At 64.9% G+C, this 22,334-nt stretch carries 25 protein-coding genes; 13 read left to right on the top strand and 12 right to left on the bottom strand.

Annotated features, from left to right (window positions below; all coding sequences use genetic code 11):
- Positions 1-45: 45 nt before the first annotated feature.
- Positions 46-915, top strand: coding sequence for an ArgK/MeaB family GTPase (locus ACX12F_RS18715; protein ID WP_459365991.1), 870 nt, complete (start codon positions 46-48; stop codon positions 913-915).
- On the opposite strand, the gene ACX12F_RS18710 is transcribed toward ACX12F_RS18715, so the two are convergent.
- On the bottom strand, positions 912-1,472 hold the full coding sequence (locus ACX12F_RS18710) for a TetR/AcrR family transcriptional regulator (protein WP_459365990.1): 561 nt from the start codon (positions 1,470-1,472) through the stop codon (positions 912-914). The two genes, ACX12F_RS18715 and ACX12F_RS18710, sit on opposite strands and share 4 nt — an antisense overlap.
- Before the next feature lie 155 nt (positions 1,473-1,627).
- Between ACX12F_RS18710 and ACX12F_RS18705 the strand changes: the two genes are divergently transcribed.
- The 5 genes from ACX12F_RS18705 to ACX12F_RS18685 are packed head-to-tail and all read left to right on the top strand — an operon-like array spanning position 1,628 to position 4,328.
- Positions 1,628-2,263 (top strand): hypothetical protein, encoded by a 636-nt coding sequence (locus ACX12F_RS18705; RefSeq protein WP_459370425.1) that lies wholly within the window; start codon positions 1,628-1,630, stop codon positions 2,261-2,263.
- Positions 2,260-3,000, top strand: a complete 741-nt coding sequence (locus ACX12F_RS18700) for a hypothetical protein (protein WP_459365989.1) — start codon at positions 2,260-2,262, stop codon at positions 2,998-3,000. Before ACX12F_RS18705 ends, ACX12F_RS18700 begins: the two co-directional genes overlap by 4 nt.
- A 3-nt stretch (positions 3,001-3,003) precedes the next feature.
- Positions 3,004-3,561, top strand: coding sequence for a cytochrome c oxidase subunit 3 (locus ACX12F_RS18695; protein WP_459365988.1), 558 nt, complete (start codon positions 3,004-3,006; stop codon positions 3,559-3,561).
- Position 3,562: 1 nt separating this feature from the next.
- Complete coding sequence (locus ACX12F_RS18690; RefSeq protein WP_459365987.1) at positions 3,563-3,832, top strand: cytochrome C oxidase subunit IV family protein; 270 nt, start codon at positions 3,563-3,565, stop codon at positions 3,830-3,832.
- On the top strand, positions 3,822-4,328 hold the full coding sequence (locus ACX12F_RS18685; protein WP_459365986.1) for a nuclear transport factor 2 family protein: 507 nt from the start codon (positions 3,822-3,824) through the stop codon (positions 4,326-4,328). The genes ACX12F_RS18690 and ACX12F_RS18685 overlap by 11 nt, the downstream gene beginning before the upstream one ends.
- 57 nt (positions 4,329-4,385) lie before the next feature.
- Here the strand turns inward: ACX12F_RS18685 and ACX12F_RS18680 are convergent, their stop codons facing one another.
- The 3 genes from ACX12F_RS18680 to ACX12F_RS18670 are packed head-to-tail and all read right to left on the bottom strand — an operon-like array spanning position 4,386 to position 6,796.
- Complete coding sequence (locus ACX12F_RS18680; protein WP_459365985.1) at positions 4,386-5,225, bottom strand: mycofactocin-coupled SDR family oxidoreductase; 840 nt, start codon at positions 5,223-5,225, stop codon at positions 4,386-4,388.
- A gap of 53 nt (positions 5,226-5,278) precedes the next feature.
- Positions 5,279-6,079: an acyl-CoA thioesterase gene (locus tag ACX12F_RS18675; protein WP_459365984.1), complete on the bottom strand. Its 801-nt coding sequence runs from the start codon at positions 6,077-6,079 to the stop codon at positions 5,279-5,281.
- Positions 6,080-6,139: 60 nt separating this feature from the next.
- Positions 6,140-6,796: a TetR/AcrR family transcriptional regulator gene (locus ACX12F_RS18670; RefSeq protein ID WP_459365983.1), complete on the bottom strand. Its 657-nt coding sequence runs from the start codon at positions 6,794-6,796 to the stop codon at positions 6,140-6,142.
- 162 nt (positions 6,797-6,958) lie between these two features.
- On the opposite strand from ACX12F_RS18670, the gene ACX12F_RS18665 reads away from it, so the two are divergent.
- A complete protein-coding gene (locus ACX12F_RS18665) occupies positions 6,959-8,131 on the top strand; it encodes an acyl-CoA dehydrogenase family protein (protein WP_459365982.1) in 1,173 nt (390 codons plus the stop codon).
- 239 nt (positions 8,132-8,370) lie between these two features.
- Here ACX12F_RS18665 and ACX12F_RS18660 read toward each other — a convergent pair whose 3' ends face one another.
- The 8 genes from ACX12F_RS18660 to ACX12F_RS18625 all read right to left on the bottom strand — a co-directional run bounded on the left by ACX12F_RS18660 (position 8,371) and on the right by ACX12F_RS18625 (position 15,690).
- Complete coding sequence (locus ACX12F_RS18660) at positions 8,371-9,609, bottom strand: HNH endonuclease (protein ID WP_459365981.1); 1,239 nt, start codon at positions 9,607-9,609, stop codon at positions 8,371-8,373.
- A 317-nt stretch (positions 9,610-9,926) separates the two neighbouring features.
- Positions 9,927-10,736, bottom strand: coding sequence for an acyl-CoA dehydrogenase family protein (locus ACX12F_RS18655; RefSeq protein ID WP_459365980.1), 810 nt, complete (start codon positions 10,734-10,736; stop codon positions 9,927-9,929).
- 1 nt (position 10,737) lies between these two features.
- The gene (locus ACX12F_RS18650) at positions 10,738-11,868 is read right to left on the bottom strand and encodes an acyl-CoA dehydrogenase family protein (RefSeq protein ID WP_459365979.1); all 1,131 of its coding nucleotides are present in this window, start codon (positions 11,866-11,868) and stop codon (positions 10,738-10,740) included.
- Positions 11,865-12,281, bottom strand: a complete 417-nt coding sequence (locus ACX12F_RS18645) for a nuclear transport factor 2 family protein (protein WP_459365978.1) — start codon at positions 12,279-12,281, stop codon at positions 11,865-11,867. The genes ACX12F_RS18650 and ACX12F_RS18645 overlap by 4 nt, the downstream gene beginning before the upstream one ends.
- On the bottom strand, positions 12,268-13,479 hold the full coding sequence (locus ACX12F_RS18640) for a metal-dependent hydrolase family protein (RefSeq protein ID WP_459365977.1): 1,212 nt from the start codon (positions 13,477-13,479) through the stop codon (positions 12,268-12,270). The genes ACX12F_RS18645 and ACX12F_RS18640 overlap by 14 nt, the downstream gene beginning before the upstream one ends.
- A gap of 37 nt (positions 13,480-13,516) precedes the next feature.
- Complete coding sequence (locus tag ACX12F_RS18635; protein ID WP_459365976.1) at positions 13,517-13,855, bottom strand: hypothetical protein; 339 nt, start codon at positions 13,853-13,855, stop codon at positions 13,517-13,519.
- Positions 13,848-15,155 carry an aromatic ring-hydroxylating oxygenase subunit alpha gene (locus tag ACX12F_RS18630; protein WP_459365975.1) on the bottom strand — a complete coding sequence of 436 codons (1,308 nt, stop codon included), beginning with the start codon at positions 15,153-15,155 and terminating at the stop codon, positions 13,848-13,850. The genes ACX12F_RS18635 and ACX12F_RS18630 overlap by 8 nt, the downstream gene beginning before the upstream one ends.
- A gap of 4 nt (positions 15,156-15,159) precedes the next feature.
- On the bottom strand, positions 15,160-15,690 hold the full coding sequence (locus ACX12F_RS18625) for a carboxymuconolactone decarboxylase family protein (RefSeq protein ID WP_459365974.1): 531 nt from the start codon (positions 15,688-15,690) through the stop codon (positions 15,160-15,162).
- A 204-nt stretch (positions 15,691-15,894) separates the two neighbouring features.
- Between ACX12F_RS18625 and ACX12F_RS18620 the strand changes: the two genes are divergently transcribed.
- The 6 genes from ACX12F_RS18620 to ACX12F_RS18595 all read left to right on the top strand — a co-directional run bounded on the left by ACX12F_RS18620 (position 15,895) and on the right by ACX12F_RS18595 (position 22,288).
- Positions 15,895-17,172 carry an amidohydrolase family protein gene (locus ACX12F_RS18620; RefSeq protein WP_459365973.1) on the top strand — a complete coding sequence of 426 codons (1,278 nt, stop codon included), beginning with the start codon at positions 15,895-15,897 and terminating at the stop codon, positions 17,170-17,172.
- Positions 17,173-17,183: 11 nt separating this feature from the next.
- A complete protein-coding gene (locus ACX12F_RS18615; RefSeq protein WP_459365972.1) occupies positions 17,184-18,350 on the top strand; it encodes an acyl-CoA dehydrogenase family protein in 1,167 nt (388 codons plus the stop codon).
- On the top strand, positions 18,350-19,108 hold the full coding sequence (locus ACX12F_RS18610; protein ID WP_459365971.1) for an SDR family NAD(P)-dependent oxidoreductase: 759 nt from the start codon (positions 18,350-18,352) through the stop codon (positions 19,106-19,108). Before ACX12F_RS18615 ends, ACX12F_RS18610 begins: the two co-directional genes overlap by 1 nt.
- 119 nt (positions 19,109-19,227) lie before the next feature.
- The gene (locus ACX12F_RS18605) at positions 19,228-20,355 is read left to right on the top strand and encodes a CaiB/BaiF CoA transferase family protein (protein WP_459370424.1); all 1,128 of its coding nucleotides are present in this window, start codon (positions 19,228-19,230) and stop codon (positions 20,353-20,355) included.
- On the top strand, positions 20,352-21,140 hold the full coding sequence (locus ACX12F_RS18600; protein ID WP_459365970.1) for an enoyl-CoA hydratase/isomerase family protein: 789 nt from the start codon (positions 20,352-20,354) through the stop codon (positions 21,138-21,140). Before ACX12F_RS18605 ends, ACX12F_RS18600 begins: the two co-directional genes overlap by 4 nt.
- Positions 21,140-22,288, top strand: coding sequence for an acyl-CoA dehydrogenase family protein (locus ACX12F_RS18595; RefSeq protein WP_459365969.1), 1,149 nt, complete (start codon positions 21,140-21,142; stop codon positions 22,286-22,288). Before ACX12F_RS18600 ends, ACX12F_RS18595 begins: the two co-directional genes overlap by 1 nt.
- Positions 22,289-22,334: the final 46 nt, after the last annotated feature.

Raw genomic sequence — 22,334 nt, 5'->3', positions numbered from 1 at the left:
AATAGCATTCTCAATCAAGGGGGTGGGTCGGATAGAGTTCGGACGATGACGATCGATGAGCTCATCGCGGCGGCTCGCGGCGGTTCCCTCCGCGCGGCAGGACGGCTGCTGAGCATGGTCGAGAGTCCGCGCCGGACTGAGGTTCTCGATGCCCTCGGCGCCGCGACCCCGCCGCGGGTGCTGGGTGTCACCGGGCCACCCGGTGCGGGGAAGTCGACGACCGTCGGGGCACTCGTCGGGGCATATCGCGGGCAGGGCATGCGGGTGGCGGTGCTGGCCGTCGACCCGTCGTCGCCGTACAGCGGTGGTGCACTGCTGGGCGACCGCATCCGGATGGCCGCCCACATCAACGATCCGGACGTGTTGATCCGATCGGTCGCCACGCGTGGCCACCTGGGCGGTCTGGCTGCGGCGGTGCCGGCCGCGATCCGGGTGCTCGCCGCGCTCGCCTATGACCTGATCGTGCTCGAAACCGTCGGCGTGGGGCAATCGGAGGTCGAGGTCGCCGCTATCGCGGACCCGACGATAGTGATCCTCAACCCCGGTGCCGGCGACGCGGTTCAGGCTGCTAAGGCCGGTCTGCTCGAGGTCGCGGACATCGTCGTCGTGAACAAGGCCGACCGGGATGGCGCCGACCAGACGGTGCGTGATCTCCGTGCCGAGACTGCGGTACCGATCCTCAAACTCATTGCCGCGCAGGGAGAGGGGCTGTCCGAATTGGTCGGCGCGATCGATGCGCATCACCGGGCCGACAGTCCGGCGCGCCGGACCGCTCGCGCCCGGGCGCAGATTCTGTCGTTGGCGCTGACTCGCCTGCGGGGCCACCCCGATCTCGACCAGCTCGCTGAAAGAGTGGCGAGCGGCGGCGACGACCCATATTCGGCCGCCGAGCGACTGTTCGCCGGCGAAACCTAGAGGCCCAGCATCCGCCGCGTCATCTCGAGGAGTTGCGTCCGCAGGGTGTCGTCGTCGATGTCGGCCACTAATGGGTGCATTACCGCCACGCTGATCGCGCTCGACAATATCGCCGCGTGCAGCCTGGCGGCGACGCCGTCGTCGGTGCCGAGCAGCGCGCCGTACAACCGCTCGACGAACCGCTGAAACGGTTCGTGTTCGGCCTGTAGGCGGATGATGACGGGGTCGAACTGCAGTACGTTGACCGCGCCGCGGCGGTCGATGGCCAGGTCGATCACCCTGTCGAGCAACACGTCACGGGCCTGGGTGGCGTGGCCGGTCGCCTCGGCGGCGTCAAGCGCGTCCTCCAACTTGCCGAGTTCGCGCTCGGTGATGGCGACAACGATTTCTTCCTTGGTCTTGAACTGTTTGTAGACAGCGGCTTTCGTCACGCCCATGGTGTCGGCGATCATCTGCAGCGAGGTGCCGCTGACGCCGTGCTCGGCGATCAGGGCGAGCGCGGCGTCGAGCACGCGGGTCTGGGCCGCGCTGCGCGTGATGTCGCTGAATCTCCCCACATGTCAAAGCCTAGCGGAGTATTGACCGTCAGGTTGCCGATCGGCTACCGTCCGAAGTAGCCGATCGGCAACCGATCGGTGGATGGAGGGAGTCCCCGGTGGACTTACGGCCCCAATGGATAAGTCTCTGGCTGGTACCGTTTTTCGGTGCTGTCATAGTGGTGGCATTCGTCGCCTTCCCGGGTTTCCTGCCGCCGATGCCGCCGAGCATGACGGCAGTACAGGTCGCGGACTTCTACGCGCAGCACACGGCAGCCATCCGGTTTTCGATGGTCACGTTCAACCTGTGCGCGATCATGCTGATCCCGTTCTTCATGACCATCGCCGTACAGATGAAGCGAATGTCGCTGCCCAGCCATGTCTTGGCCTACAGCTACATCGGGGCGGCCTCGACCGGCGCGACGCTGTTCGCCATTGCCGATATCTTCTGGTTGATCGCCGCCTATCGCCCGGGGCGGGACCCCCAGCTGATGCTGCTGCTCAACGACATGGCCTGGCTGGTGTTCACCGCGCCGGTGGGAGCCGTCGTCGTGATGAATCTCGCTCTGGCGCTGGCGATTTACCTCGATCAGCGACCGGTACCGATCTTCCCCCGCTGGGTCGCCGGGTTCAACGCGCTGATCGCCGCGGCCATGACGCCTGCGGTCTGCGCCGTGATCTTCACCGACGGACCGCTGGCCTGGAACGGTGCCGTGTCGTTCTGGCTGCGATTGAGCGCATTCGGCCTGTATCTCATTGTCATGTTCGCCGTGGTGCGGTCGGCGATCGGTGCTCAGGCGAGGGAACCATGACGGTGGCTCCAGCCTGGACAGCCCCGGCATGGACGAAGAAGCCGAAGATCGACCAGTGGATCGCGTGGTGGACCATCCCGGTCTTCTACAACATCTTCGGGCTCATCTTCGTGGTGCTGACACGGGTCATGCCGCCGCCGCGGCCCGACATCACCTCAGCCCAGATCGTGCAGTTCTTCGTCGACCACTCGCTGACCATTCGGATCGGCTTCGCGCTGCTGATGTTCTTCATCGGTTTCGCCAGTGTCGCCAACGGGCTGATCGCACAACAGATCAAACGGATGTCGGTCAGTCCAGTCTTCGCGTACGCGTACATCGGCTCACTGGTGGTCGGCGGCCTGCCGGGTTGCCTGATTCCGGCATTCGCGTTCGTGGCGGCAGCGCTGCGGCCCGACCGCGATCCGCAGATCATGGTGATGCTCTATGACTGGTGCCTCTTGTCGTTCGTCGGATCACTGGGATGCTTCTGCACTCAGAACATGGTGCTGGCACTGGCGATCTTCCTCGACCGCAACGACGTGCTGCCGAAATGGCTTGCCTACATGTCGATCTGGATGATCGTGACGGAACTGCTCGCCAGCCCCGTGTTCGTCTTCCGATCCGGACCGTTGGCCTGGAACGGGTCCATCAGTTTTTACCTCGGCACGGTGGTCTTCGTGGTGTGGGAGTTCTGCACGATCCGGCTGCTCTACACAGCCATCAAGAATCAGTCGCCGAGCGAACAGGTTCAGGACTGAACCATGGCGCAGACCTCCGCGACGCACCTGCCCGCCAGCAAGGATCTCTGGGTCTTCGTCATGGGCGACTTCGTGATCTTCGGCAGCTACTTCGTCATCTTCATGATTTCCCGCCACCAGCAGCGGGACCTGTTCATCGAGTCGCAGCGGCACCTGAGCCTGAACATCGGCGTGCTCAACACGCTGGTGCTGCTGGCCAGTTCGTGGTTCGTGGCGCGCGCCGTGCAGGTGGCGCGCAGTGGCGACTTTGAGCGGGCCCGGGAACTCACCGTCGGCGGTGGGCTGTGCGGGGTGGTGTTCATGCTCGTCAAGGCCTGCGAATGGTCAGCGAAAATTGCTCAGGGGCATACCTTTCCGAGCAACGACTTCTTCATGTACTACTACATGCTCACCGGCGTCCACCTGTTTCACGTTGCCATCGGCCTGGTGTTCCTCGGTGTGTCCTACTTCGAACTGCGCAATCGCAAACGGGTCGCACCGGTCGAGACCGGCGCGACCTACTGGCACATGGTCGACCTGCTCTGGGTCGTCATCTTCGCGCTGCTCTATGTGATGAGGTGAAATGACTGCTGCCGCACGTACCACCGCCGTCTGGGCCGGACTGTCGATGATCACGGTGGCGTCCTGGTTCCTGGCGCCGGCCCATCACACTGGGCCGGTCGCCGCGAGCACGCCGATAACCATCGGGGTCCTGGTGTTGGCGGTCATCAAGACCCGCCTGATCATTCAGGAGTTCATGGAGGTGCGGACCGCACCTTTGTGGCTGAAACTGGCCACCGATGGCTGGCTCGTGGCGCTGTTCGGTGCGATCGTGGTGATCTATGTCTGGTGATCGCGCGACTGACCCGGCGGCATGGGCCGATATCGAGGCGATCAAGCAGCTGAAGGCCCGGTACTGCCGGCTGCTGGACACCAAGGACTGGGTGGAGTGGCGAAACCTCTTCACCGACGACTTCGTCAGCGATACCAGGCAATCGGGCGGCAAGATCATCTGCGGTGCAGACGAATTCGTCGCTTTCCTCCAGTGGACACTCGGTAAGCCGTCGCAACCGACCGTGCATCAGGTCCACGCACCGGAGATCGAGCTGACCTCACCGTCGACCGCGACGGGTATCTGGGCGCTGAACGACGTGGTGCGGCTGGCACCTGGAGTGAACCTGCAGGGCTACGGCCACTACCACGAAACATATGAGAAGACCGACGGCCAGTGGCGAATCAAGACGTCCACGCTGACGCGGCTGCGGGAAGACGTCTTCAATGGTGTCTTCTCGGTGCGGATCTCACCCCGCATCCGCGATGCCGCCAGCCGGTGGCTCCGGGGCCGCTAACCGTCGACCAGCGGTTCGCCCCACCGTGCCCGGATGGCAACCCCTGGGAGACGCCCGCTACTTCAGGCAGCTACCGCCGTCGACCGGCAAGGTGACGCCGGTGATGAAGCGGGATTCGTCGGAAGCCAGGAACAGTACCGCGTTGGCAATGTCCTCGGGTTCGACCCAGCCGATGGGCAACGTATGCATCAGCTGCGCGACGATCTTCATGTCGTCGGGGCCCGGGTTCTCCAGGTCGGGGCGGAACAGCTTCATGGTGCCCTCGTTCATGAACAGCGGGGTGTTCACGTTGGTCGGGTGCACCGAGTTGACCCGGATATTGTGCTGGCCCAGTTCGACGGCGAACGTGCGCATCAGGCCGACGACGCCGTGCTTGGCGGCGATGTAGTGTCCGGTGTGGGGGTAGGCCTTCAGGCCGCCGACAGAACTGGTCAGGATGATCGAGCCGCCACGGCCACCGGAGAGCACGTGCGGCACAGCAGCTTTGACCGTCTTCCAAACGCCGCTGAGGTTGACGTCGATCATGTCGGTCCAGTCAGTCTCGCTGGTCTTGTCGAGGGTGTCGCCGCCATTGCCGATGCCGGCGTTGGCGATGATGATGTCCAGACGGCCCAGCTCTTCGACACCGGCGTCGACCGCAGACTTGAGGGCGTCAAAGTCCCGCACGTCGACCTCAGCGGTGAAGATGCGGCGGCCCTTGTCCTTAACCAGGGCGGCCGTCTCCGCAAGATCCTCCCGGGTGGACGGCGGGATGGGGGTGTTCTCGACGATCGACTTGCAGATGTCGATCGCGATGATGTCGGCGCCCTCCTCGGCGAGCCGGACTGCGTGTGCCCGACCCTGGCCGCGGGCCGCTCCGGTGATGAACGCGACCTTGCCCTCAACTCTTCCGGTCATGTGGTGCCTCAATTCCGTACTAGCAGTGGATATTTACTGTCTGTGGGCCGGCGCTACAGCCGGAGAAGAGCTTCCTGCGCGTAGGAGGCGACCAGTGCGCCCTCGGCAGTCAGGATGTCGCCGCGGCCGAAGCAGCGGCCGTGCGCCGCTAGCGGGCTGTGCTGACGCAGCAGCAGCCAGTCGTCGGTGCGGAACGCACGATGGAACCACAGCGTGTGTGACGTCACCGCGGACGTGAAGGCGGTGCCGTTGCCACGTTGGCTCAGGCCGTCGAGCGGGCGGATGGCGGTGCCGATCAGCGTCAGGTCCGTGGCGTACGCGGCCAGCGCCGGGGCGAGCTCAGCGTCGACGGCGGGGGTGCGCATCCAGAGCGAGTACTCGGCCGGCCCCACCGCGGTCGTGTCGAGGCTGTCGGCGGAGCGGGTCTCCCACGGGATCAGATCTATCTTCGCCTCGTGCTCAGGGCCGAGAACGGTTGGGACGTCGTCGACGAACTGTTGATCGTGTCCGTCTTCGGGGGCGTGCATCGAGATCGAGGCCGTCGCGACCGCGCCCTTGCTCTGCGAGGCGATGATTGACAGCGTTGCGAACGAGCGTCCCTCGTGGTGGCGCGTCACCTGGTAGGTGATCGGCTCGTCGGCTCGGCCTTCGCGGGGAAAGACCGTATGGATGGATTTGATCGCCTTGTCGGGCGTGGACAGGCAGGCCGCGCGGACGAACTGTCCGAGCAGTTGGCCGCCGAAAACCCGGTGATACTCCAGTGTCTGGTTACGCCCCGCGAAAAGGCCGGCGTCGTCAGAGGACTGCGGAGCCAGATTCAGGCAATCGAGAAGATCGGTCCACAGGTCAGGCACCTACGCAGTGTAAGTTAAATTCTTGAAAGTGAGAACCCTATTCTCACTTTTGCGGGATTCTCACTTTTGCGCGGCGAAACCGTTCGCCAGGAAGTCCCAGACCTCGTCGGGGGTGATGGGATGCGCGGTTGCGTCGTCGGTGCCGCCGCTGGACTGCGCGATGAACATCACCGTCTGCATCACCATCGCCGCCATCCGCCGCGGGTTGACCGTCGCGCGCAGTTCGCCTGCGGCGCTGGCACTTTCCATCAATTCGGTGAGCAGTGCCAGCAGCGGCGCGTGGGCAATCTTCACCTCGGCCGGATGGGTGACCAGCAACCGGGGTGCGAAGTCGGTGAACAACGGGCGCTTGGCCGCCGGGTCGGGCCGGCACAGTTCGTAGAGCAGTTCGACGGCGACCTTGAGCCGCTGCAACGGGTCGGTCTCGCTCTCCGTGGCGGCTCGAATCTGGTCCGCCGAACGGCTCAGCGCATCTTCGAACAGCGCCAGGAGAAGTTCATGCTTGCCGTCGAACTGCAGATAGAAGCTCCGCAGGGACTGGCGCGAACGGTCGACGACCTCCTGGACGGTGAAGTCTGTGCTGCCCTTTTCGATGATGATCGACTGGGCCGCATCCAGGAATCGTTGGACGCGTTGTGCCGCCCGGAGTTTCGCCGTCTTGATGGAGCGTTCGACAGCGCGCTGTTTCCAGGCGGGATCTTCAGTCGGGCTGGTCACCGTACACCCGTGTCATCAGCGGAGAACATGCATGAACTGTACCTGAGAAGGGCCTGCCGACTGTTCGTCACGGGCCTTCTCATACTCCGTGTCAGAGATTGTAACTGTCTCATGGGGAGAATGGTATTCTCATGTACTGCCTGCTGGAAGGGGTTTGTCGAGATGCAGTTGACGTTCGATGCGGATGTCGAGGCCTTCCGATCCGAGTTCATCGACTTTCTCGACGCGCATCTGCCGGCGGAGGCCGAGTCCGTCGAACGGCCTCGGTCGACCGCGCACATCCCGGACTGGGCGCGGCGCTGGCAATGCCTGCTCTTCGACAGCGGCTGGCTGCTGCCGGGCAATCCTCCGGAGTTCGGCGGACGCAACGCCACGTTGTTGCAGCAGTACGTGCACCAAGAGGAGATGTCCAAGCGCCGGATTCACCACAGCTTCAACCCGCAGGGCGTCGGCATCATCGCAGCGTCGCTGCTGACGTTCGGCACGCCGGAACAGAAGCAGCGTTGGGCTGTACCGATTCTGCGCGCCGAGATGACGGCTGCACTGGGCATGAGTGAGCCGGGTGCGGGATCGGACCTCGCGGCTCTGTCCACGCGCGCCGTCCGCGACGGCGACCATTTCGTGCTCAACGGGCAGAAGGTGTGGACCTCCGGCGCGCACGACGCGGACGTCATCCTGGCCTTCGTCCGTACCGACCCGGACGCGCCCAAGCACAAGGGCATCAGCGTGCTGCTGGTGCCCACCGACACCGAGGGCGTGGTGCGGAGGCCGTTCGCTTCCGCTTGCGACGTTGACGATCTCGACTTCAACGAAGTGTTCTTCACTGATGCACGCGTACCCGTCGAGAACCTTCTCGGGCCGCTGAACGAGGGCTGGCGGGTTGCCAATGGGTCACTCGGCCACGAGCGCACGATGTTGTGGATGGGGTTCGCCGACCGGCTGCAGGACTTCGTCGAGGACATACATCCGGCCACTGAGCGGGACCGGTCCCGGTTCGCCACCTTGGTGATGGACAACCAGGCTCTGCGCCTCCTCGGGTCGGCCGCGCTGGCCCGAGCGGCACGGGGCGACGAGGACGTGGCGCGGATGTCGGTGCTGAAACTCCTTGGCTCCGAAGCGGTACAGACCGCCTCCGAGCTGGCAATGGATGTGGCCGGCGCCGACGCCCTCATCCACCCGGCGATGACCTCACCGCATGTGCCGCTGAACCTCGACCCACACGCCGGGAGCTGGTTCGACCGCTACGTCCGCAGCTTTGCCGGCACCATCGCCGGCGGCACTTCGGAAATCCAGCGCAACATCATCGCCCAGCGGGTGCTCGGGTTGCCTCGGTGACGGGTGGCCAAACCCGTTGGTGCGGAGGTCTTTGCGGCGCCCCGTCGCTCCAGCGTCGCGGCGCCTACTGGTCGATGAAGCAGGCCCGCCGGCCGCGCCGTTCGTCTGCAGCTGAGTCGAGCATCGTGCTCGGCCGGTGTGCGGGCCTGCTGACTCGGCTCCGCCGCCGAAGCAGCAGGCCCGCGATCCGCCTATCACTGTTGAGTTGTCAAGGTGCGCAGTAGATTCGAGGCCGTGCGTTATGCGGCCACGTCCAGTCGCATGGTGCGGCGGTTGTAGGCGGGGATGGGTCTGCGGTGGGGGTCCACGGCCACCGGTGGGATGAGCCAGGGGTGTTTGTCCAGGCCCATGACGACGTCCCAGCCGTCGTGATGGACATTGGCGTGACACGCCGGGCACAGCAGGCAGCCGTTGCTCAGTGATGTTTCGCCGTGGTGGGTCCAGTGCACGATGTGATGCGCATGGGTACGTCCGGGAGGTGCCCCGCATTTGATGCAGCATTGATCCCGCAGATACAGCGCTTTGCGCAGCGGCGCCGGGAACAACCGTTTCTCGCGCCCCATGTCCAGGGGTACCTGCTCGCCGTCCACGATCACCGTGGTCACCGTGGTGTCGCAGCAGATTCGTTCCAGCGTCGCCATGCTGATCGATCCCATGAACTCGAGTTGGGCCAGGTCCGGCGCGTCAGCGGGCACCGTCAGCAGCAACTGGGTGCGCGGCGCCGACGCGATATCCCCGCCACGCGCGGCGATATCGAGCACCGCCTCCAGGGCGTCGGCCCGGCGCCGCCCCGCCGAACGGACATCAGCGGTGCCGTCCGGTTCGGGCCGCGGCGCCGACCACTGCTCCATGGCGGCCACGAATTTCGCACCCACCTCCGCATCCAGATCCGCCCGCACCTGCAGGCGCCCGTCGCTGGTCACCCGGTGATCGACGGTGTTGATCGACCGGTCCTCGGCCGCCGGCAGCCCACCCTCAGAGGCGGCGACCCGGTTGCCCAGCCGGCGGGCGCGGTCCCCGATCTGGGCGGGGGTGGCCCCGGAGAAGAACTGCCCCACCAGATCGGTCACCTGCGCGAACCGGGCCTCCTCATCCACCGGGCCCGGTGAGCGGGCCCGAATATGGTTGATGCCCTTGACGATCGCATCCACATGCTCACCGGACATCGCCCCATCCGCAGCATGGGCGGCCAGCGTCGGCAACGACGGCAACGCACCACCGACACGCACCAGCCGCTCCGCCACGCTCGGTGCACACCCCAACGCGATTAACAATTCCCGCAGCGTCCGCCCCTGCGAAGCCGCAACGCCACACCGATCCAGCACCCCGACCACCATCGCCGCCAGATGATCGACCACGCCGCGCAGCGTCACCAGCACCCGCATCGACTCGAGGGCGTCGTCTCCGGTGATGTCATCCGGAACGCCCAAACCTCGGGCAATGTCGAGACTGGTCGTGAGATCCTCTGCGATTCCCATACCACATTCTATCGAACAACTGTTCGAATGGCAAGGTGGATATCCTGCGGGTTGACTCCTCAAAGATGCGCGTGAAATGGCAACATCGTTGCCTCATTAAAAGTGCGCGCTTGACGATGTCGACCGGCCCGCCGGCGGTCACGGTAGGCCCAAATGATGGGGCAGCCCCGATGCCAACGCGCGCACCCTCACATGAGGCAACGAACTCACCAACGCGCGCGTCGTTGACATGAGGCAATGCCATCCACGCGGTAGCGCAAGGGGCGCTAGTTACCTGCTGTGATCAGTGCAAGCAAAGTGGCCAAAGTCTTTGGAGGCTACAACTGCGCCAACCGCGGTGCCGAGCCCCGGGCTCGTAGCCCACCTCCGGCCTTCTTGGTGAGTTCCCTTGAACTGCCCAGCAATCCGTCGAGCACCAGGACGCGCTTCACATGGCGGTGCAGATCGTGCTCTGCGGTGAACCCGATACCCGCGAGCACCTGCTGGCAGTTCTTCGCCGCAGTCAAGGCCGCCTTGCCGGCCGCGGCCTTGGCGAGCAGCGCGACCAGGTCGGGGCTGTCCGAGATCGGGAGCCCCAGAGTCGCTTCGGCGCCTTCGATGGCGACGAGTGTCTCGGCGAGCCGGTGCCGGATCGCCTGAAACCCTGCGATGGGTCGGCCGAACTGCACGCGGTCCAGGGCGTGCTGACGCGCCAGCGACAGCATGGCCCGGGCTGAGCCGACCAGCCACCAGCCGACGGCGATGCGAGCCTCGGCCACGCGGATGGGATAGCCTTCGTCTTCGCGTCGCAGGGGCAACCCGCCAAGGGTGGGGTCCACCCTCGTAGCACCTCGGTCCCACACGACCCAGGTATTGCCGGCATACGGCAGCGGCAGTGCCACGGTGTCGCCGATGGTGTTGCCGGTGGCATGCAGCACCACGTCCATGAGAATCGAAGCGTGTGAACCGGTTTCGCCGAGCAGCCGGAACACCAGTGGCACCGCCGCGTCGGCCATATCGGTGAGCATCTCGGCCCAGCCGAGCTCGGTGAGTGCCGCGTCCAACTTGGGGCCGGAGCATGACAGCATCGTCTTACGCAGGGTGTCTTCCAGCAGCCCTAGGGATGCGGCATCGAGGTGCGCGGACATGTCACTCCTTCCCGAGATCGAGCAGCCGGCGGGCGATGATGTTGCGTTGCACTTCGGCGGTGCCGCCGTAGATGGTGGCGGCACGCGAGTACAGATATTCGGTGCGCCATGGGGTTTCGTCGAGTTCGACGACGCCGGGCAGCAGATCGCGCGCGGCGTCGTAGAGTCGCTGTTCGGCACCGGCCAGGAGCGCCTTGTCGATCGACGTGTCCGGGCCCAGTTTGTGCCCTTCCGCCAGTCTCAGCTGGGTGGCCCTGGACCTGCAGCGCAGCGTGTGCAGGGCCAGAAATACCTCGCCCAGATCGGAATCCACGGGCTGGCCCTGATCTTTGACCTCCTGGATCAAGGCGTCGAATCGTGAATACAGGTAGGCGATGCGCTGCCAGAAGCAGGTCGAGCGTTCATAGGGGAGCAGGTCCATCGCGAGTTGCCAACCGTCGCCGGGTTTTCCGAGCATCCGGCTCGCGTCGACCTCGACGTCGTCGAAGTACACCTCGCAGAACTCGTCCACGTCGTGCATGGTGCGCAGCGGACGCACGGTGATGCCGGGGGAGTCCATGTCGATGAAGAACGCGGTGATGGCTTGGTGGTTCGGAGTTTCCGCATCCCCGGTACGGGTCAGCAGGATGCACCGGTCGGAATGTTGCGCGAAGCTCGTCCACACCTTCTGGCCATTGATGACCCATTTGTCACCGCGCTGCACGGCCCGGGTGGTCAACGACGCCAGGTCACTACCTGAGCCCGGTTCGGAAAACCCTTGGCACCATTGCTCTTCGCCGCTGAGAAGCTTGGGCACCATCTCGGCAGCCAATTCGGGCGATGCATAGTCGATCATCGTCGGTGCCAGCACCTCGAGCATCGAGTACGGTCCGGGCTCGGCGAGCCGGCGGCCGACGACTTCCTCACCGACGATGGCCCGCAGCATCGCGGGACCACCGAGGCCGCCGGCGTGCTCAGGCCAGCCGTGGCGGCTCCAGCCGGCGTCGTACAGCGCCTTCTGTACGCGCGCGAACTGGCGTAGATGACCTTCCAACGAGTGGTCGGGCCCCGGGGTGAGGTCATGCTCGTCGAGCCATGCAGTCAGGCGTGCACGGAATTCGGCGACGTCGGGGAGCGTGGCTGCATCGATCACGGGCGGGGGCGACCTACCGCGTGCGGCCGGCCGGAGTCGTGCTCCCCGCTGCGACGGATGAAAGTCATTGCCCTGGTGCGCAATCGCCACCCGTCGTCCGTGCGGATGTAGGTGTCGCGGTAGTAGCCGATCCGCATGTCGTGGGTGGAGTGCTCGACGAAGCACAGGGGCTGGGTTCCGGCGGCGGTATCGCCGTCGAGGTCGACGAGGGCGGTCCCGGTCATGAACAGGCCTTTGGGTGCAGCGTCGACCAATTCCGGGAACCGGTCCAGCGGGTAGGTGTCGCCGAACGCGCTGTAGGTGCCGTCAGGCGTGAACACCGAGACCAGGCCGTCGATGTCACCCTGGGTGATGGTGACCGCGTACTTGGCGAGGAGCTGTTGGATCGCGACGATCTCGTCAGTTGCTGACATAGACCTTTCCCCCTTTCATCACGAAGCTGACGTGTTGCGTAACACTGATGTCGGACAACGGATCCGACGGTACGGCGATGATGTCGGCCAACTGACCCTCGGCGATCCGACCGCGGTCGGTGACGTTGAGGAGGTCGGCCGCGGTGGAGGTGGCGCCCCGCAGCACCGCGAGCGGCGGCAGGCCCAACTCGACCAGGGTGACGAGTTCGTCGGCGTTCTTGCCGTGCGGGATGGCCGGTGCGTCGGTGCCGACGGCGATCTTCACGCCGGCCTCGTATGCGGCCAGGATCGACTTGCGGGCGATCGGAAACATCTCGGCTGCCTTGGCCTGCAATTCGGGCGGGGCATGCGAGACGTCCATGGCATCGGCGAGGCGCCGGGTGCTGACCAGGAACGTGCCGTGCTCGACCATGGAGGCGATGGCCTCGTCATCGATCAGGAAGCCGTGCTCGATGCAGTCGATGCCGGCATCGACCGCGTGCATGACCGCTTCGGCGCCGTGCGTGTGTGCGGCGACGCGCAGTCCACGACGATGCGCCTCGTCGACGATGGCGCGCAGCTCTTCGTCCGAATAATGTTGTGCACCAGGAGGACCGGTCATCGACATGACGCCGCCGGAACAACAGACCTTGATCAGCTGGGCGCCGTGCTTGATCTGGTAGCGGACCGCCTTACGGATTTCGTCGACACCGTTGGCGATGCCCTCCTCGATGGTGAGCTCGAGCGTGTTCGGGGCGAACGCGGCGAACATCGTCGGGTCCAGGTGGCCGCCGGTCGGGGTGATGGCGTGGCCGGCCGGCACGATGCGCGGCCCGTCGATCCAGCCGGCATCGATCGCTTTGCCCAGTGCGACGTCGAGCAGATAGCCGCCGGTTTTGACAAACAGGCCGAGGTTGCGCACGGTGGTGAACCCCGCGCGCAGGGTGCGGCGGGCATTGCCGACAGCGCGCAGGACCCGAGTCGGCGGGTCGTCCTGAACCTGGGACAGGCCGGGGTTCTCACCCCGGCCGCCCATCAGGAGATTGACCTCCATGTCCATCAGTCCGGGCAGCAGGATCGCATCGCCCAGATCGATGACCTCACCTTCGACCGGACCGCCGACGCTCACAATGCGGTCACCGTCGACGCGGACGATGCCCGGGCGGACGATCTCCCCGGCGTCGACGTCAAGCAGCCCAGCGGCTTTCACGGTGAGCACGGTATGCGATGAGCCGCTTGCGCGAAGAGCCGACAATTCAGACCACCGGCTCCCGCACCAGTTCGACCCACGCGGCCCCACTGTCGAGCACGCGCGGTTGCTTCCACACCTCGACCGGGAAGGACACCATCACGACCGATTGCATCAGGTGCATCAGGCGCTTGGCGTCATCTGGCATGTCGTGCAACGGGAATCGGGAGTCCAGATAAACCATGACCTCTTCGAGCCGCGCCATTCCGACGTCGTAAAGGTCCTGCATCTCGTCCATGCTGGAGGCCAGACGTTTGGCGTAACGCTCCGGTTCGGTTGCCAGAATCCAGTCGGAGAACCGCTCGAGATCGGCGAATTCTGCTGGAAGCAAGGCGGTCTCAGACATGTGCAACTCTCCCGTTGGTCTTCGCGGACTGTTCCGACTTGTACTCGTCGACGTACTTGTGCGCGGTGTGGTGCAGGTGGCGCAGCAGAATCTCCTGATCGCACAACGGGAATTCGGTGACGGCCCGCGTACCGATCTGGGTCTGCGTGGCCTCCAGGGTGTTGGCGTCCTGCAACGCGTACTCCTTGAACGTCACCGCCGCCAGCTCCTGTGACAGCCGCTGCCGCGTGTTCTTCGGCGGGACGAAGTAGAGGTTCGCCTCGAAGATGTGGCTGTCGACGCCCGTCGGCCAGTAGTTGTAGGTGAGATACCAACCCGGAACCCACAGCAGCAGGGTGAAGTTGGGGAAGAATTCGAAGGAGTCCTGGCCCCAGGTCTTCTGCCGTGCAGGGTTGACGGCCGGCGGGAGTTCATCTGGCAGGATGCCTTTGATGTCGGGGCGGTCCCATGGACCGAACAGGCCGCTGTGCAGAATTCGTTCGATCGGCTTGACCATGTTCAAATCCTTGGGCGGGCTCATGCCGCCCCAGGACGAGATCATCGAGTGGTCGCCCTTGATGTCGTAGTGCAGGGCCTCGAAGCCGACCTTGGCGAGCTTGTCGGCCTCTTCCTTGGTCGCCTGCTTCATGTGCAGGATCGGTGCGTGGTAGAACTCGACGAAGGCGTCGATGAACAGCTTCCAGTTCGCCTTGATTTCGGAGCGGTAGCTGTAGACCTCGGTCATCTCATGGAAGGGATAGCCTTCCAAGCCTTTTGCGAAATCGCCGAGATATTCTTTCAGCGGTGCCGCGTCGTCGTCGAAGTTGACGAAGATGAACCCCTCCCACACCTCGCAGCGCACGGGCTTGAGCGGGTAGTCGGCTTTGTCGACGTCGAAGAACTCGTGCTCCTGCTGGATGAACGTCAGGTCGCCGTTGAGCGCGTACCGCCAGGCGTGGTACTTGCAGGTGAACTGGCGGCAGGAGCCGGACACTTCCTCGCCTGGATAGTCGTTCCACACCAGCTTGTTTCCGCGGTGGCGGCACAGGTTGTAGAACGCGCGCACCGTGTCATCTTTGTCTTTGACGATGATGATGGACGTGCCGGCGCCGACCGACGGCATCTCGCGGGTGAAGTAACTTCCGACCTTGGGCAGCCGCTCGACGCGGCCCACATGCAGCCAGGTCTTGCGGAAGATGGCCTGCTGCTCCAGCTTCCACTGCTCCGGGTCGATGGAGTCGGTGTAGTCGACCGGCGCTGTACCCAGTTCGGGCCAGTTCTCGGTCCAGCTGCCTGCGGCAGGTTTGGGAAAGTGGGCCATATGTTTACGTCTCCTTGTCTAGCTCTAAGCCAAATGTGTTGAAAGCCATGGCGAGCGCTGCGTAGGTACCGATGGTGAACATCAGGTCCATGAGCTGGCGCTCTTCGAGCCGCTCGCTCAGCGCTGACCAAGTGGCGTCGGAAAGGGTGTACTTGTCCAGCAGTTCGTCGGCCGCGATCAGCACTGCTCGCTCGAAGTCGTCGCCGGCCTCTCCTCGGGTGACCGCGTCGATTTCATCGTCGGTCAGTCCCACCTGCCGGCCGATCTTGACGTGCTGGAACCATTCGTACTCGCTGCCGGTCCGGTGCGCGACGCGCAGAATGGCGAGCTCGCGAACCCGCTCCGGCAGTGTCGAGGAGTACAGCAGGTAGAAGCTGTACCGAAGGTAAGGCCTGGCCAGCTTCGGGTGGCGGGCGAGCGTGCCGATCAGATTGCTGACCTTCTCGGGATCGCGCTGCTCGTCCGACACGAGGCCGGCCAACGCTTTGTCGACCTCGTCGTCCCAGCGGTCAGCGGGCAGCGGGGGGAGGCGCATCAGGCCGGGTCCTCTCGTCGATGAGAATGGTATTCTCATTTCTGACTAATACATTTGCACGTTTCGTCGCCGCGGTCAACGCCGGGCCGCATTCCAGCTGGCGTGTTGCCTGGTCGACTGCCATTTGTCGATGTAGACGTTGATTCTCTATAGGAGAGAAGCTAGTTTTCATCAGTAGAGAACTGAGCAGGAGGAAGGCTTGTGATGAACAGGGAAGACATGATCCTGATCAGCGTGGACGACCACCTCGTGGAACCGCCGGACATGTTCAAGAACCACCTGCCTGCGAAGTACCTCGATGACGCGCCCCGGCTCGTGCACAACGCCGACGGCAGCGACATGTGGAAGTTCCGCGACGTCGTCATTCCCAACGTCGCGCTCAACGCGGTCGCCGGCCGTCCCAAAGACGAGTATGGGCTGGAACCTCAGGGGCTCGACGAGATCCGCCCGGGCTGCTACAACGTCGACGAGCGTGTCAAGGACATGAATGCCGGCGGCATTCTGGGCTCCATCTGCTTCCCGTCGTTCCCCGGCTTTGCCGGCCGGCTGTTCGCCACCGAGGACGAGGACTTCTCGCTGGCGCTGGTTCAGGCCTACAACGATTGGCACATCGATGAGTGGTGCGGTGCCTACCCGGCACGTTTCATCCCGATGGCCATCCCGGTGATCTGGAATGCCGAGAAATGTGCGCAGGAGGTGCGGCGCGTCGCCGAGAAGGGCGTGCACGCGCTGACGTTCACCGAGAATCCGGCGGCCATGGGATACCCCAGCTTTCACGACCCGTACTGGAATCCGCTGTGGGAAGCGTTGTGCGACACCGGAATGGTGATGAACATCCACATCGGTTCGTCGGGCAAGCTGGTCTTCACCGCGCCGGATGCGCCGATGGACGTCATGATCACCCTGCAGCCCATGAACATCGTGCAGGCTGCCGCCGACCTGCTGTGGTCGCGGCCCATCAAGGAGTACCCGAACCTCAAGATCGCGCTGTCCGAGGGCGGCACCGGGTGGATTCCGTACTTCCTCGAGCGCGCGGACCGCACCTACGAGATGCACTCGACGTGGACCAAGCAGGACTTCAAAGGCAAGGTGCCGAGCGACGTGTTCCGTGAGCACTTCCTGACCTGCTTCATCAGCGACCCGGTGGGGGTCGCGCTGCGCAACAACATCGGTATCGACAACATCTGCTGGGAAGCCGACTATCCGCACAGCGACTCGATGTGGCCGGGCGCTCCGGAAGAACTGTGGGATGTGTTGTCCGCCAATAGTGTCCCGGACGACGAGATCAACAAGATCACGCACGAGAACGCGATGCGCTGGTACAACTTCGATCCGTTCCAGCACATTGCGCGCGAGCAGGCCACGGTCGGCGCGCTGCGCAAGGCGGCCGAGGGGCACGACGTGTCGATTCAAGCGCTCAGCCACCATGCCCAGGGCGCTCGGGGCGAGGCGCTGCACGCCGCGGCGGAGGCCAACAGTTGATCTCGTCCGGTATGAACTTCGCGCTGTCCGAAGATCAGGAGCTCATCAGGTCATCGGTAGCGCAGTTGGCAGCCAAGTTCGACGACCACTACTGGATGGAGAAGGACCAGGCACACGAGTTTCCCCAGGAGTTCTACGACGCCATCGCCAAGGGTGGTTGGCTCGGCATGACGATCCCGGAGGAGTACGGGGGCCACGGCCTGGGCATCACCGAAGCGACGCTCCTGCTCGAAGAGGTGGCCCGGTCCGGGGCCGCGATGAACGGTGCCAGCGCCATTCACCTGTCGATCTTCGGCATGCAACCGGTCGTCAAGCACGGCTCCGAGGAGATGAAGAGGGAGACGTTGCCGCGCATCGTCAACGGCGACCTGCACGTCTGCTTCGGTGTCACCGAACCGGGTGCGGGACTGGATACCTCGCGCATCACGACGTTCGCCAAGCGTGAAGGTGACAAGTACCGAATCAACGGCCGAAAAGTGTGGATCTCCAAGGCCATTGAGTCGGAGAAGATCCTGCTGCTGACCCGTACCACACCGTACGACCAGGTCGCCAAGAAGACCGACGGCATGACGCTGTTCCTGACCGATCTCGACCGCAACCACGTGGACATCCGGCCGATCCGCAAGATGGGCCGCAACGCCGTCAGCTCCAACGAGGTTTTCATCGACGACCTCATGGTGCCGGAAGCGCACCGCGTCGGTGAGGAAGGTCAGGGCTTCAAGTACATCCTCGACGGGCTCAACCCGGAGCGGATGCTCATTGCCGCAGAAGCCCTCGGTATCGGGCGGGTCGCGCTGGAGAAGGCGGTCAAGTACGGCAACGAGCGCCACGTGTTCAACCGGCCCATCGGCATGAATCAGGGCCTGCAGTTCCCGCTGGCCGACTCACTGGCCCGCCTCGATGCCGCCGAGCTGATCCTGCGCAAGGCGACGTGGCTCTATGACAACGGGAAACCTTGTGGGCGCGAGGCGAATACCGCAAAATACCTATGCGCTGACGCGGGATTCGCCGCGGCCGACCGGGCCCTGCAATTGCACGGCGGCATGGGATATTCCGAGGAGTACCACGTGTCGCGGTACTTCCGGGAATCCCGCCTGATGAAGATCGCACCGGTGAGCCAGGAGATGATCCTGAATTTCCTCGGCGAACATGTGCTCGGACTGCCGAGGAGCTACTGATGAGGACGTATTTCGACCTGACCGGACGCGCGGCGTTGGTCACGGGTGCCGCCGGGGGCATCGGCTCGGCGGTGGCGGGCGCCTTGGCGGCCGCGGGGGCCGCTGTATTGGTCACCGATCTCGACAAGGACGCTGCTGCCGCTGTGGCGGAACGTATTTCGCAGGCGGGCGGCCGCGCTGAGTCCGCGGCGCTCGACGTGTCAGATCGTGACTCCGCGGACGCTGCCGTCGCACAGGCGGCGGCATTGGGCGACGGGGCGCTGCACATCCTGATCAACAACGCCGGCGTCACCAAGCCGGCGATGTTCGAGAAGACGACGCAGGACGCGTTCCGATTGCTGTTCGACATCCACGTGATGGGGGCGTTCAACGTCACACAGGCCGCGCTGTCCCACCTTCCGACGGACGGCACGGGGCGCGTCGTCAACGTGACGTCGGCGGCCGGGCTGACCGGGACGCTCGGCCAGGTGAACTATTCGGCGGCCAAGGCCGGCATCATCGGTTTCACCAAATCGCTTGCGCGCGAACTTGCGCCGAAGAGCATCACCGTCAACGCACTGGCCCCGCTGGCGGCCACACCGATGACCGAGACCATCCGTACCAACGAGAAGTTCGCGGCGAACATGATGAACCGCATCCCGATGAAGCGCTGGGCCGACCCCGACGAGGTCGCCGGTGCATTCGTCTTCATGGCTTCGGATGCCGCGTCTTACATCACCGGCCAGGTGCTGCCGGTGGACGGCGGGATGGTCATGTGACCCCTCGGGGGCTGGGGGCACTGCCCGCGCGCAGGGTAGAGCGCAGCGACCGGGGAGAAGACACCGCACCACTTTCGGGCGTGACGGTGATCGCCCTCGAACAGGCCGTATCCGCGCCGATGTGCACCCGTACGCTCGCCGACTTCGGTGCCCGGGTGATCAAGGTGGAGAACCCGAACGGCGGGGACTTCGCACGAGACTACGACGACGTCGTGTTAGGCCAAGCGGCGCACTTCGTCTGGGCGAACCGCGGCAAGGAGTCGGTGACGCTCGACCTGAAGACGGACGACGGCCTGGCCGTTCTGCATCGACTCCTGGACCGCGCCGACGTCCTGGTGTCGAACCTGGCGCCGGGCGCCACCGCGCGGCTGGGCATCTCGCCCGCCGATCTGGCCGGCTCACATCCTCATGTGATCGCCGTGGAGATCGACGGCTATGGCGCCGGCGGACCGCTGTCCCACAAGCGGGCCTACGACCTGCTGGTGCAGGCCGAGTCGGGGACGTGCGCGATCACCGGGTCACCCGGCGCGCCGGCCAAGCCCGGCCCGCCTGTCGCGGATATCTCGTCGGGCCTGTATTCGGCGCTTTCGATTCTGGCGCTGCTGTTTTCGCGTGACGCGCGGTCACGGCGCGGCGCGGCGGTGAACGTCAGCCTATTCGACACCATGGCCGAACTGATGGGCTACCCGCTGACCTACACCCAGCATTCCGGCATCGACCAGCAGCCCCTCGGCATGAGTTCGCCCGCGGTGTCGCCGTACGGGGCGTTCGCTACGGCCGACGGCCAGACCGTGGTGCTGGGCACCACCAACGACCGCGAATGGCAACGCCTGGCGCGCGACATCATCGAGCGTCCCGACCTCGCCGACGATGCGAGGTTCGCCACCAACTCGGGCCGGTGCGAATACCGCGATGTGCTGAACGAGGCGATCGGATCATGGTGCGCCGCCAACGATCTGGCAGACATCCAGAAGGTTGCCGACGAGGCCGGCATCGGCAACTCCCGCTACAACCTGCCCAGTGAAGTGCTGGTGCACCCGCAACTGTCCGAGCGCGACCGGTGGCGCCGGGTCGACACGCCTGCCGGTCTGATCGACGCCATCCTGCCGCCGCCCATCATCGAAGGCTTCGAGTTCCCGATGGGTGCGGTGCCCGGTCTCGGCCAGCACACCGAGGCGATCCTGGCTGAACTCGGCTTCACCCCCGAGGAGGTCGCCGGACTGCGCGGGCGCGGTGCCATCGGATGAGTGTGCTGCTCCGCGAGGACCGTGACGGCGTGCGCACGTTGACGCTGAACCGTCCGGAACGCAAGAACGCCATCAACCCCGAACTGTGGGTGCGGCTGGCCGAGGAGCTGCACGCGGCGGACCGTGATCCCGGGCTGCGGGCGGTGGTGATCACCGGTGCCGGGGGAGCGTTCTGCTCGGGGGCGGATATCTCCGAGCCCGAGGACATCCACCCGCTGCGTAAACTGCAGAAGCTCACCGATGTCGCGGTGGCGCTGCACGAGCTGTCGTTGCCCACCATCGCCAAGGTGACCGGTGTCGCCGTCGGGGCCGGCTGGAACCTGGCGCTCGGGTGCGATTTCGTGGTCGCCACCCCGGATTCGCGGTTTTCCCAGATCTTTTCGAAGCGCGGGTTGTCTCTGGACCTCGGTGGCTCGTGGCTGTTGCCCAAGATCGTCGGCCTGCAACAGGCCAAAAGACTTGCGCTGCTGGCCGAGATGATCGACGCCGATGAGGCCCAGGCGCTCAGTCTGGTGACCTGGGTGGTGTCGGGGGCCGAGATCGACGGCTTCGTCGACGATCTCGCCGCGCGGCTGGCGGCAGGCCCGACGGTCGCGCTCGGGCAGGCCAAGGCCCTGTTGAACCAGGGCGCCGACGCCACCCTCCGGGACGCCCTGGCCAACGAATCCCGTTCCCAGGCAGTCAATTTCGCCACCGCCGATGCCGCGGAGGCATATGCGGCCTTCGCCGCTAATCGCGAACCGATATTCACCGGCCGATGGGCCGTGCCCAGATTGGAGTCTTGATGCGCCGCGACCTGTTCACCGAGGACCACGAGGCCTTCCGCAAGCTGGTCCGCGACTTCGTCGCCAAGGAGGTGCAGCCGTACTTCGCCGACTGGGAGAAGGCCGGCCAGATGCCCCGCTCGATCTTCGAGCAGATGGGCTCGCTGGGGATGCTGGGGATGGCCATTCCCGAGGAGTACGGCGGGTCGGGATTACCCGACTACCGCTACAACGTCGTGCTCCAGGAAGAGGCGGCACGCGCCCTCGTCACGCTCTCGACGGTCCGCACGCAACTCGACGTGATCCTGCCGTACTTCCTGCACTACGCGAACGCGGAACAGCGCGCTCGCTGGTTTCCCGGCCTGGCGGCCGGCACCCTGCTGACGGCTGTCGCGATGACCGAACCTGGCACGGGCTCTGACCTTGCCGGGGTACGCACCACCGCGGTGCGTGACGGTGACAGTTACGTCCTCAATGGCGCCAAGACCTTCATCACCGGCGGGCTACTGGCCGACTTGGTGATCGTGGTGGCCCGTACGTCCACAGATCCGGAAAACCGGCGGCGAGGGCTGTCGCTCATCGTCGTCGAGGACGGCATGCCGGGGTTCGAAAAGGGCCGGGTGCTGGACAAGATGGGTTGCAAGGAGCAGGACACCGTCGAACTCGCCTTCACCGATGTGCGCGTACCCGCGGCGAATCTGCTGGGGGAGGAGGGCGAGGCGTTCGGCTACCTCGGCCACAACCTGCCACAGGAGCGGATGACGGTCGCTGTCGGTTCCGTCTGCCAGGCGCGCGCCGCGGTAGCGACGACCATCGATTACGTCAAGGAACGCAAGGCATTCGGCACGCCGGTGGCGTCGTTTCAGAACACCAAGTTCGAGCTTGCGGCGATGTCAGCCGAGATCGAGGCGGCCCAGACCATGGTCGACAAGGCCGTCTCCGAGCTGAATGCGGGGGAGCTGTCCGGTGCCGACGCGGCCCGGGTGAAGTTGTTCTGCACCGAGGTTCAGGCCCGCGTGGTCGATCGCTGTGTTCAGTTGTTCGGCGGCTACGGCTACATGCTCGAGTACCCGATCACCCGGCTCTACATGAACGCCCGCGTGGCCCGCATCTACGCGGGTACGAGTGAGGTGATGAAGCTGATCATCGCGAAGTCGCTGGGCCTGTAACCGCTCAGCGGAAACAATTTCGCTGAGACCCTTGTCACACCGGCTA

The organism is Mycolicibacterium sp. HS_4_1, assembly GCF_054515875.1.
Note: the sequence above shows the minus strand (reverse complement) of the source record. Positions and strands in the feature narration are given on the sequence as shown.